The sequence below is a fragment of the Alteromonas sp. 5E99-2 genome (assembly GCF_017368475.1).
Classification (GTDB): Bacteria; Pseudomonadota; Gammaproteobacteria; order Enterobacterales; family Alteromonadaceae; genus Alteromonas_F.
This window is the reverse complement of sequence record NZ_JAFNJE010000007.1, coordinates 183,719-195,435: the sequence shown is the minus strand read 5'-3', so window position 1 is coordinate 195,435 and position 11,717 is coordinate 183,719. Positions and strand designations below refer to the sequence as shown.

The window sequence follows — 11,717 nt, the reverse complement described above, 5'->3', positions numbered from 1 at the left end:
AAGTACCACAAGTACTAAAGCCCCAGCAAAACCGCCTCCGGTTTTTTGTACAAATGTGCCTGCAGAATAAAATAAACCCGTAGCTCTGCGGCCTGTTTTCCATTCAGAAAAGTCGGCTGAATCACCTAACATAGCGAAAAATAACGTTGGCATCATGGCGGCAAAAAACTCCGATATACACCCAATTGTGAAAATAGCGACTAAATTACTTGGTGGCACCCAAAATAAAACAGATACAAAAGCACTGCTTAGCAGTAAGGCGGCAATAAAGGTGTTTTTTCTGCCTAGCTTCGACACCAAAAAGTTGGTGGCGAGCGCTCCAGCAACAGACACTACAAGCAGCGCAGCAAAGTAACCGCCAGCAAGGGCTTCGTCCTGTATTGCGTATTTAAAGTAATAGGCGATTACGCCGTATTTAATGCCGTTGTACATCATGGTTAAAAAGCCCATGCCTAGGAGTATTAGCCAAGGTCTATTGGTTAATAAATCAATAATGTCTTGTTGTGAGCGAGAGCGCTCAGACTCTGGTGAGGCTAATAATTTACGTATTACCAAATACACAAGGGTAAAGACCATAGCAGCAAAAAGAAAAGTGGGTATAGACCGATAATAAAAGAATAAGGTGATAGCTAATAACGGCAACATAATGAAAGGAAGCTGCTGAGCGAGTTCTTTCATTTCAGTTTTTAAGTCGACGGTATGAGTGGTGGGAACATGAACCCGCTCACGAGTCGTACTTACAGTGATAATCATTAACGCGGCAAGCAAGGCTGCAAATAAATACATGGCGTATTGATAGCCTTGTGCACTATTACCTTGGCCAAAGTATTGGACTAGTTCAGGTAAGCCTCCCATAACCGCTAATCCACCAAGAAACGCACCTGCAAAACGGTAGCTTGATAAACGAGTACGCTCTGTATCTGAAGGGGTCATTACTCCCATGAGGGCAGAATAAGGTACATTGTTGAAGGTGTAGGCTAGTGTTAAGCCTATATAGGTAACATAGGCGTAAACCAGTTTGGCATTAGGACTAAAATCTGGAGTGGTAAAGCACAGCACCATAAAAAGACAAAGGAACGGCGTAGACACAACTATCCAAGGACGGAATTTACCCCATTTGGTTTGAGTTCTATCAGCAACCATACCCATGATAATGTCAGTGATACCGTCAGATAGCCTGACTACCAGAAAAAGTATTGCAGCTGCAGACGCAGTTAATCCAAATGTGTCAGTATAAAAAACGGCTAAGTAAGCCAAAGCGCCACGCCAAACTAAGTTAGCAGCGGCATCGCCCATTGCATAACCGGATTTTTCAATGAAAGATAATTTATGTGCCATGCTAGACCTTCACTATTCTGCTCGGTTAGAAATGAATGTGCGATAGGCAATTGCGCTATTTTTTAGTGTGCGAACTTGGGTGTTGTAATCGACATAAATAATGCCAAAACGCTTTGATAAGCCTTCTGCCCATTCAAAGTTGTCCATTAGGCTCCACGCGAAGTAACCGCGAATATCAACACCAGATTCAATGGCATTGTGAACTGCCATTAAATGGCCTTGAAAATAGGAAATTCTGTCGGCGTCATCAACCTTATTGTTGATGAGCTTATCTGCCATAGCGGCGCCATTTTCTGTTATGTAAACTGGAGGCAAGTCGTAAGCGTTATTTAATTCTAAAAGAATATCGGTCAATGCTTGAGGGTAAACTTCCCAACCTATATCGGTTTTTGGCGGATTTGCTTCGTGCTCGTGATAAAGGGTGTCGCCTTCTAGTGGGGCTGAATACGTTAAACGGGTGTAATAGTTAATTCCAATAAAATCCATAGGCTGGCAAATAACTGCAAAGTCACCATCTTCAATTGGTGGGCGCTCACTTTCATCTAAAAGGTTAAACACATCTGGATAGCAACCGTCAAACAAAGGCTTGATATACCAGTGGTTAATGTATTCATTGGCACGGGTTGTTGCGATTTCATCTTCATTTGAATTTGAGCGCGGGTAACATGGAGTAACGTTTACAACAATGCCTACTTTGGCTTTTTGGGTATGTGTACGAATTGCTTTCATACCATATCCGTGTGCGAGTAAAATATGGTGAGCTGCGGTGCGTCCGTTCTTAACGCCTTTTTTGCCCGGTGCATGCACTCCTATTTCATACCCTAGAAACGCCGAACAAAAAGGTTCGTTGAATGTTGCATAACTCTCTACACTGTTACCTAAACGAGAGGCTACAGCATTGGCATATTCAGCAAATCGAAATACCGTATTTCGATTTAACCAACCACCACTATCTTCAATATGTTGTGGTAAATCCCAATGATACAGAGTGACGAAACTTTTAATTCCTCGTTCTGTTAACCCTTCAATCAGCGCTTCATAAAAACCGATACCTGTTTCATTTATGCTTCCGTCTTTATTCATAACTCTAGGCCAAGCAATGGAAAATCGGTAAGCATCGACACAAAGAGAAGCAATTAGATCTAAATCTTGCTCCCAGCGTTGAATGTGTTCACAGGCTATGTCGCCATTAGTTTTATCAATGATGGTATTTTCTTTTTTACAAAAGGTATCCCAGATACAAGGAAGACGACTATGAACACCGCCTTCTATTTGATAACTAGACGTCGCCACACCGAAAAGAAAGCGCTTTTTTGATAATTTTGAATTATCGGGAAGTGTCAACTTTTGCATATAGATATACCTTTTGTGGGAATTTCACTATGAAAATCAAAGTATCTTACATGTTAATGTAAATAATTTATTTAAATTGTTATATTGTAATTTGCTTTATACCATGTAATTATGTTTTTGAGAAAGCGCTTTCTTTCTGTTTGAGGTAATATTTTAAGGAGTTGCACGTGCATAACGAAAATTCAGTGAACACACGATTTGCATTAGTTTGCTTAACATCTTTGTTCTTTATGTGGGGATTTATTACTTGTTTGAACGATTTATTAATCCCTTATCTTAAAGACGCATTTGATCTGAATTACACCCAAGCATTACTCATTCAATTTTGTTTCTTTGGCGCATATTTTATTGCATCTCTGCCTGCTGGCTGGCTTGTAGGACGTATTGGTTTTAAAAAAGGCATTGTGACTGGGCTTAGTATTGCGAGTATTGGCTGTCTTTTATTTTTGCCAGCAGCAAGCCTACATATATACAGCGTATTTCTTTTAGCGCTTTTTGTTTTAGCTACTGGAATTACACTATTGCAGGTATCAGCTAACCCTTATGTGACTGCACTTGGTGAGGCAAAAACTGCGTCGTCGCGACTCACAATGACACAAGCCTTTAATGCATTTGGAACCACGGTGGCCCCTTCTTTTGGAGGTTGGTTACTATTTAGTGAGCTGGAAACGTCAGGTGCCGCAGGTGCTGAGGGTGTGAGGTTACCTTACTTAATATTAGCTGGGGCGTTGTTGGTATTAGCTATTACCTTTGCCTATTTAAAATTGCCGACCATTCTTCAGCAAGAAAAAACCAGTGGAGAATCGATTTTTGCTCCTATGGCTAGAAAGCACTTGTCTTTAGGTATGTTAGGCATTTTTGTTTATGTTGGCGCTGAGGTGGCTATAGGAAGCTTACTTGTCAGCTATATAAAAGAAGTGTCCGGCCTTAATTTAAATGAACAAAGCGCCGCATCTTATCTTACCTATTATTGGGGGGGAGCAATGGTAGGACGCTTTGTTGGTGCGCTAGTTATGCAGAAAGTCTCTGCGCATAAAGTACTTTGTTTTAATGCGGTAATGGCGGCAGTGTTGATATTTACCAGTCTACAAAGCTCTGGGCAACTAGCTATGTGGTCACTATTAGCTGTAGGCCTTTGCAATTCGATCATGTTCCCAACTATTTTTAGCCTCGCACTGCAAGATTTAAAGCATCAAACAAGCCAAGGCTCTGGTCTTCTGTGCTTAGCAATTGTAGGTGGTGCATTTATTCCGTTATTACAGGCTTATATTGCGGATATTCAGGGGCTGCCAATTTCGTTTGTAGTTCCTATTGCGTGTTATTTTTATATTGCTTATTACGGCCTGATTGGCAGTAAAGTAAATGATGTAAACAAGGAAAAATTAGCATGAAAAAATCTATTTTAGCCAGTGTTATCTCTGTTTTTATTTTAACTGGGTGTCAACAAGATAATTCCGTTCATGATGTCACTGCGGACGTTAAAAAAGACATCTCAATTTGGCCTGCAATTGTAAGTGAAGTGAAACACAGCGACGAGGTTGAAGCAAAAGTAGAGGCTTTGCTAGCCAAGATGAATACTAGGCAAAAAGTCGCCCAAATGGTGCAACCTGAAATTCGCGATATTACCATTGATGATATGCGCAAATATGGATTCGGTTCATACTTAAATGGCGGTGGCGCGTTCCCCAATGACGATAAGTATGCCACGCCAAATGATTGGATAGCGCTTGCCGAGTCGATGTATCAGGCATCTATAGACGACAGTGTTGATGGCTCAGCCATACCCACTATGTGGGGTACCGACGCTGTACACGGTCATAACAATGTTATTGGAGCTACCTTGTTTCCTCACAATATTGGATTAGGCGCGGCGAATAATCCAAAACTCATAGAACAAATTGCCAAAGCCACGGCCACAGAAGTAATGGCTACTGGGATCGATTGGGTATTTGCCCCAACAGTGGCAACGGTGAGAGATGATAGGTGGGGTCGCACTTATGAGGGGTATTCTGAAGATCCTGAAATCGTGAAAGCTTATGCGTCTGCCATCGTTCATGGTTTACAAGGGTATTATGGCTCAACCTTTATGGGTGATGACAGGGTTATCAGCACAGTTAAGCATTTTCTAGGTGATGGCGGTACTGTGGGCGGGGACGATCAAGGAGACAATATTGCACTAGAACAAGACCTTTTCGATATTCATGCACAAGGTTATGTTGGTGGCCTAACGGCTGGTGCGCAAACAGTGATGGCATCATTCAACAGCTGGAATGGCGAAAAAATTCACGGCAACAAATATTTGCTCACTGACGTTTTGAAAAATCAAATGGGATTTGATGGGTTTGTTGTAGGGGATTGGTCAGGGCATGGGCAAATAAAAGGGTGTTCTAACACCAATTGCCCTCAGGCCATAAATGCGGGTTTAGATATGTTCATGGCGCCCACGTCTGATTGGAAGGGGCTTTTTAAAAATACCGTAGAGCAAGTTGAAAGTGGCATTATACCTATGAGTAGGATTGACGATGCTGTGCGCCGAATTCTTCGAGTTAAAGTAAGAGCGGGGTTATTCGAAAAGCCAAGTCCAGCGGCGCGACAATTTTCGGGTAAAACGGAACTAATTGGATCGGCTGAGCACCGAGCAATAGCCAGAGACGCGGTAAGGCAGTCTTTAGTTTTACTTAAAAACAATAACAATATTCTTCCACTTTCCCCTGCTTCAAAAATATTTATTACTGGAGATGGAGCTGACAATATTGGGAAATCTGCGGGAGGTTGGAGCATAACTTGGCAAGGAACCGGCAACACCAACAAAGACTTTCCTAGTGGAACTTCCATTTTTCAAGGGTTTAAAAACCAACTAAGTGTTGCTGGTGGCGCTATCGAGCTTGGAGACGACGCTAGTTTCCAAGTACGCCCCGATGTTGCCATTGTTGTATTTGGCGAAGATCCCTACGCTGAAGGACATGGAGATAGACCCAACTTGACCTACCAACGGGATAATGACAATGACTATCAAATTTTAACGAGTTTAAAAGCTAAAGGTATTCCCGTTGTGGCCATTTTTGTGACTGGGCGACCAATGTGGATTAACCCTGAGCTAAATGCGTCTGATGCGTTTGTTGTTGCCTGGTTACCGGGGACGGAAGGCGAGGGTATTGCTGATGTATTACTGACTGACGTTGACGGGAATCAACAATATGATATGACAGGGAAGTTGTCGTATTCATGGCCTGCATCACCTTATCAGTACTCGGTTAATCGTGGAGATAGCAATTATTCACCCTTGTTTCCGTATGGATATGGTTTGAATTATTCCGATAAGGTGACTGTTGAACAGGTGTCTGAAGATGTAAAAAACAGCCATAGCGAAGTTTATAAAGGTGCGCCTATTTATGTGGGTAAACTCAATACTCCTTGGGTACTTTGGTTGAATAACCAAGATACAAAAAAACAAATCACCTCTAGTTCTGTCAGTGTTGATGGGATTAAATTCCGTACTTATGACAAGAATGTGCAGGAAGACGCGTTTCAAGTAACTGCGAATTCAGCTACGCCTGTCCGTGTTTATATCGAGAGCAAAGGTTCATTCCGCGAAGATTTATCTAGGAATGTGAACGAAAATGCCAATTTAGAGTTTGAATACCAGGTTAGCCAGCCCTTAAAGGGTAAAGCGTGGTTGACGCTGCAATGTGATAACGGCGAGACGTGTGGTATTCGTGTGGATATCAGTAGTCAGTTGTCTGAGGCTGGAGGCTGGGTGCGCTACTCTGTCCCACTAGCATTACTCAATGAAAAAGGGATGAAGTTCGTTGATACTACAAGCCCGTTTGGCATTGAGATTAAGGGTAGTGTTGAGCTGCGTATTGCAAATGTTGAATTTGTTCTTGATGGCCAAGAGTAATGAATGTCAGGCTTGAAAAGCTGCCATTAAAGGAAAAGTTAGGCTATGCCTGTGGCGATGGTGCATCTAATTTCTATTGGCGAACGTTCGATCTGTTTTTATTTATATTCTACACCGATGTGTTTGGTATTCCTGCTGCGACAGTAGGCACCATGATGCTTGCAACTCGTCTTATCGACGCTGTAACAGATCCAATAATGGGAGCCATTGCCGATAGAACTCAAACTCGATGGGGAAAGTTTCGCCCCTATCTATTGTTGGGCGTGTTGCCACTAGCGTTAGGCGGAGTCCTTACCTTTACCGTGCCCGATGTTGGCGACCAAGGAAAAGTGGTTTGGGCATACGGTACCTATATATTTATGATGCTGGCCTACACCTTCATTAATGTTCCTTATGGTGCATTAATGGGGGTTATGACAGGCGATTCTCAGCAAAGAACAACTCTTACTAGCTTTCGCTTTATTGGCGCTTTTGGTGGCGGAACCTTGGTCGCCTATTTTACCCCTGAACTGGTGCAGTGGTTTGGTAACGGAAATGAGCAGCAGGGGTGGCAATACACTATGGCGTTTTACGGTGTAATTGCAGTTATGCTGTTTAGCATTACCTTTTTTACATCGAAAGAGCGCGTGGTGCCTACTCGCAAACAAGAGCAAAGCCCGATTGCTGATATAAAGGACTTATTAGCCAATAAACCTTGGGTTATTTTGTTTGTGCTTGCTCTCGTCATCATGCTTACGATCAGTTTGAGAGGCGCAAGTGGGACTTACTACTTTAAATATTTTGTTGAAAGAGAAGATTTAATTGGTGCATTTAGCACCGTGTATCTTTTGTCATTGGCTTTAGGTGCGGCATCTACTCCGTTACTTACAAAATTTGTGGATAAAAAGAAGCTACTGTTCATATTAATGGGCTTGGTGACGGTTTTATCCATTGCGCTGTATTTTGTGCCGGCCAATGCAATGACGTTAATCTTCGTGCTACAAGCGGCCATTGGTCTTTGCTTGGGTCCTAAGTCGCCTTTGGTCTTTTCAATGTACGCAGATGCCGCAGATTACAACGAATGGAAAACGGGCCGAAGAGCTACGGCCATGACATTTTCTGCTGCAGCTTTCTCGCAAAAGCTAGGAGGAGCCTTAGCGGGAGCGACCATAGGTTGGTTATTGGCAAGTATGGGGTATCAGGCGAATCAATTGCAAAGCGCGGAATCTCAATGGGGAATTGTGTTGTTAATGTCCCTTATTCCTGCCGGCTTTGCGGCACTTTCTCTGTTTTTTATCACGGGCTATCCGTTAGATGAAAAGAGCGTAAGTGAAATGCAACAGGACTTGCTTGATAGAGGCAGTAAGGCGTCGCTATGATTGGGCAAAAAGTGCCGTACTATCAGTGTGATGTGACGAAGGCCGTAGTGTTAACATCACCCTTGAGTATGCCTAAAGCAGCAGGTTTCTTATGGAATAAGAAAATGATGTTGCAAATGAACTGTAGGGGGTATGCCGTTGCACAATTTATGCAGCCAGAACCTACAAAATATTCAACAGGGCCAAGCTTAGAGGCGACAACCTTTATGCAACCTGAGCATCATTATCATGCTCAGCACCCTGGACGGTTTTTCTATGTGAAAAGCCATAACGAGGACCAATTGTACTCTCTGCCGTTCGAACCTGTGCGCCACGTGCCGGCAATATTTGAGTTTCATATTCTTGAACATGCATTGGTGTGGAAAATTCGCCATGGCGATTTATTTTTTGAGTTAAAAGTAGAATTGGTGCCAGATAGAGGTGCGGAATTATGGACTTTGCGAATTGAAAATGTGGGAGAAACAGCGCAAAAGTTTGAGCTTTACCCCTGCTTTTCAATTGGCTTTTTATCTTGGATGAATCAGTCAGCGGACTTTAATGAACAGCTAAATGGCATTGTCGGAAATAAAATTACGCCTTACCAGAAATTAGCTGATTACTACCGTAATAAACACTTAAAAGAACGTACATTCTTACTTGCGGATGCGCCAATTACAAGCTGGTGCGCGAATGCCGAAAGCTTTGAGGGGCTGGGTGGCTTGCATAATCCTGATGGCATTGTACTAACTGAATTGAACCGTCAAAGCGCAAAATACGAAGTCCCAATAGCTGTATTACAGCAAAGCGTAGAGTTGGAAAGGGGAAGCTCAAAAACCTTCAGGTACCTGTTTGGCGCAGAATCAAATGAAAAAGAAATTTCGGCATTAAAAAATGAATTTTTAACTAAGCAAGGCGCTACCCGGGTTAGTGCGGCGAACGCCATTTATAACACTAGGGCCACTCCGGCATTAAAAATAAAAACACCGGACCAAGACTTTGATCGCTTCGTAAATCAATGGTTGCCTCGGCAAGCCTTTTACCATGGCGATGTAAACCGCCTAACGACAGATCCACAAACCAGAAATTACTTGCAAGACGCAATGGGAATGGCCTACTTAGGAGGAAGGTCTACACGAGAAGCGCTGGCAATGGCGTTGTCTCAACAAAATTCCGATGGCTCTATGCCTGACGGTGTCTTGTTACATGTAAACGCCGAATTAAAATATATCAATCAGATCCCCCATTCAGATCACTGTGTGTGGTTACCTATATGCTTGAAATCCTACTTAAACGAAACGGATGATAGCGATTTTTTGGAAGAGCCCTTGCCCTTTGCTGACAAAGCAGAAAATGCCACTGTAGCTGAACACTTAGATTTGGCAATGCAGTGGTTAAAGGCCAATCTTGATGACAATGGACTGAGCCTGATTCAGCAAGGGGACTGGTGTGACCCAATGAATATGGTTGGGCATAAAGGCAAAGGCGTGTCTGCATGGCTAACTATGGCGACATCGTATGCCTGGATTGAATGGGCGTCGATATGCCGGTGGGTTGGAGATAGCAAGAAAAGCGTATATTGGCAGCACGAAGCAAACGCAATGAACAGTCGGGGTCACAAGGCGTTTTGGAAAGATAAGTGGTTTGCCCGAGGAATTACTGATGATGGGCGCTTATTTGGAACTGAGGTTGATAATGAAGGTAAAATGTACCTTAATCCACAAAGCTGGGCCATGCTCAGTGGCATGCTTCCTTCAAATGAAGCCCAGTCTTTAATTGAAAAGGTTAAACAAAATTTAGATACACCTTATGGGCCAGTAATGTTATCTCCTGCTTATACTGAAATGGTTGAAGATATTGGCCGAATGACACAGAAATACCCAGGTTCAGCGGAAAATGGTTCTGTATATAACCATGCTGCCGCGTTCTACGGGTTTGCCTTGTATCAATATGGTTTTGCCAATGAAGGGTTTAAAGTGTTGAAAAAAATGCTGGTTACCCCCGAAGATGTTTTGCAACGAGGGCAGTTACCTGTATTTATACCTAACTATTATCGCGGAGCATGGAAAGAAAACCCATCTCATGCTGGGCGTTCCAGTCAATTGTTTAATACTGGCACTACTGCTTGGTTTTATCGCACTCTTGTAGAGGGCTTGTTTGGCTTGTCTGGAAATGCCAAAGGTTTGCATATTAACCCTCAATTACCAGATGAATGGGATAAGGTTTCAGTAACTCGACGCTTTCGTGGCGCACGTTTTGTGTTCGATATTCAAAAAGATCCTAATATTACCGAGATTCTTGTATTCATGGATGGAAATCGACTTTCTGAGCCTTTAATTACTGATATTGAAGCTAATAAACATTACGCAGTTACCGTGAAGGTTCCTCTATGAGTTCTGTTGTATTTGTTGTTATGGGGGTGAGTGGTTGCGGTAAGTCTGCTATTGCTCAGTTTCTCGCGAAAACCTGTGGTGGCAAGTTTATTGAAGGCGATGATTTACATACTCGTGAAGCCAAACAGAAAATGTCAGGTGGTATACCATTAAACGATTCTGATCGCGTCCCTTGGTTAAAGCGCATTGTGTCTGAATGTTCTGACCTAAAGGAAAGTGGGAAACCTATTTTTGTCACCTGCTCTGCACTAAAACAGCAATACCGGGATAGGTTGGGCCTTATGCCTCTGTCTCTCTATTTTTTATATTTAGATATTACGCAAGAAACAGCCTGTGAAAGAGTCACCAATCGAAAAGGGCATTTTTTCCCGGAAAATATGGTGGCCAGCCAGTTTGATACCTTGGAACCTCCTTTAAGTCATCAAGATAATGTCATTTCCATTGATGCCAACGACTCTCTTGACTCTGTTTTACAGGCGTCTTTAGCAAAAGTGAAATCTGTGATTAAGGATGAGTAGATGAAGTGTATATTTCCCATTGTTGTCTTAAATGTGATGGCTAACACCAGTGCGTTTGCCGAGCAAGATATTCTCGATGTGAATTACGCTAAACGGGCTCCTTTTATTGATGGAAAAAGTGATGATGTGGAATGGGGGCAAAGTCAGTGGCAAAACATTAACTTTCCTTTGATTGGTGCGCTACCCGATTCAGCAGATTTTTCGGGTAAATACCGACTTTTATGGGATCACGGCTATTTATATCTAAATGTAGTTGTTGTTGATGATGTGCTGTACGACAGGTTCCCCAATCCGTTGGAAAGGTATTGGGATGATGATTGCGTAGAAATCTTTATTGACGAAGACGCTTCAGGTGGAGAGCATCTAAAAACGTACAATGCGTTTGCATATCATGTTGCTTTAGATGGAAACGTAGTCGATATTGGCCCTGATATCTCTTCGGATAAGACGCATTTTTTGCTATTGAATGAACATGTTAGCAGTCGCTGGTCTAGAAGTGATAAGTTTCCATATGAGACTAATTGGGAATTGAAAATACAAGTTCACAACGATACTTTCTCTTCAACGAACAACCCTAATAAAAGTAGGGTTAACTTAGATGAAAATAAAAAGATTGGGTTTATGCTAGCTTACTGTGACAACGATGGTAGTGAAGAGAGAGAGAGCTTTGTTGGCTCTCACTATATTGAAGCTGTAAATGGCGATAAGAATTTAGGTTACAAAACCGCTGATGTGTTTGGCATTATCAAACTAGTTAAATAACTTGAATCCTGTTTAAGAAACGTCGCTCAATTCTAACAGCACCGAGTGTCAAGATTAAAATTAGCATTTTCAAACAAACACTTGCACCATTCCTTAAACAGGATTCAGGTTAAATAGT

8 protein-coding genes are annotated in these 11,717 nt (G+C 42.4%); 6 read left to right on the top strand and 2 right to left on the bottom strand.

Going from position 1 to position 11,717, the window contains the following annotated elements; translation table 11 throughout:
* Both J3L16_RS09595 and J3L16_RS09590 read right to left on the bottom strand, forming a co-directional pair.
* Positions 1-1,338, bottom strand: a 1,338-nt coding sequence (locus J3L16_RS09595; RefSeq protein ID WP_207612747.1) for an MFS transporter, incomplete at its 3' end; no start/stop codon positions are given.
* A 12-nt stretch (positions 1,339-1,350) separates the two neighbouring features.
* A complete protein-coding gene (locus J3L16_RS09590; protein ID WP_207612746.1) occupies positions 1,351-2,691 on the bottom strand; it encodes a GH1 family beta-glucosidase in 1,341 nt (446 codons plus the stop codon).
* Positions 2,692-2,921: 230 nt separating this feature from the next.
* On the opposite strand from J3L16_RS09590, the gene J3L16_RS09585 reads away from it, so the two are divergent.
* From J3L16_RS09585 to J3L16_RS09560, 6 genes are read left to right on the top strand one after another with little or no spacing between them, the layout of a single operon-like run.
* Positions 2,922-4,082 carry a sugar MFS transporter gene (locus tag J3L16_RS09585; RefSeq protein WP_207612760.1) on the top strand — a complete coding sequence of 387 codons (1,161 nt, stop codon included), beginning with the start codon at positions 2,922-2,924 and terminating at the stop codon, positions 4,080-4,082.
* On the top strand, positions 4,079-6,592 hold the full coding sequence (locus J3L16_RS09580) for a glycoside hydrolase family 3 protein (protein WP_207612745.1): 2,514 nt from the start codon (positions 4,079-4,081) through the stop codon (positions 6,590-6,592). Before J3L16_RS09585 ends, J3L16_RS09580 begins: the two co-directional genes overlap by 4 nt.
* Positions 6,592-7,950: an MFS transporter gene (locus J3L16_RS09575; RefSeq protein ID WP_207612744.1), complete on the top strand. Its 1,359-nt coding sequence runs from the start codon at positions 6,592-6,594 to the stop codon at positions 7,948-7,950. The genes J3L16_RS09580 and J3L16_RS09575 overlap by 1 nt, the downstream gene beginning before the upstream one ends.
* Positions 7,947-10,319, top strand: coding sequence for an NdvB protein (locus J3L16_RS09570; protein ID WP_207612743.1), 2,373 nt, complete (start codon positions 7,947-7,949; stop codon positions 10,317-10,319). The genes J3L16_RS09575 and J3L16_RS09570 overlap by 4 nt, the downstream gene beginning before the upstream one ends.
* Entirely contained in the window at positions 10,316-10,837 is a 522-nt protein-coding gene (locus tag J3L16_RS09565; RefSeq protein ID WP_207612742.1) for a gluconokinase, read from the top strand. The genes J3L16_RS09570 and J3L16_RS09565 overlap by 4 nt, the downstream gene beginning before the upstream one ends.
* Complete coding sequence (locus J3L16_RS09560; protein ID WP_242698774.1) at positions 10,838-11,599, top strand: CBM9 family sugar-binding protein; 762 nt, start codon at positions 10,838-10,840, stop codon at positions 11,597-11,599. It begins immediately after the preceding gene.
* Positions 11,600-11,717: the final 118 nt, after the last annotated feature.

What these genes read in the sequence shown, in the direction of transcription:
- J3L16_RS09575 (WP_207612744.1), top strand. Translation starts at nt 6,592, where the DNA reads ATGAATGTCAGGCTTGAAAAGCTGCCATTAAAGGAAAAGTTAGGCTAT.
- J3L16_RS09585 (WP_207612760.1), top strand. Translation starts at nt 2,922, where the DNA reads ATGTGGGGATTTATTACTTGTTTGAACGATTTATTAATCCCTTATCTT.
- J3L16_RS09580 (WP_207612745.1), top strand. Translation starts at nt 4,079, where the DNA reads ATGAAAAAATCTATTTTAGCCAGTGTTATCTCTGTTTTTATTTTAACT.
- J3L16_RS09570 (WP_207612743.1), top strand. Translation starts at nt 7,947, where the DNA reads ATGATTGGGCAAAAAGTGCCGTACTATCAGTGTGATGTGACGAAGGCC.
- J3L16_RS09590 (WP_207612746.1), bottom strand. Translation starts at nt 2,691, where the DNA reads ATGCAAAAGTTGACACTTCCCGATAATTCAAAATTATCAAAAAAGCGC.
- J3L16_RS09565 (WP_207612742.1), top strand. Translation starts at nt 10,316, where the DNA reads ATGAGTTCTGTTGTATTTGTTGTTATGGGGGTGAGTGGTTGCGGTAAG.
- J3L16_RS09560 (WP_242698774.1), top strand. Translation starts at nt 10,838, where the DNA reads ATGAAGTGTATATTTCCCATTGTTGTCTTAAATGTGATGGCTAACACC.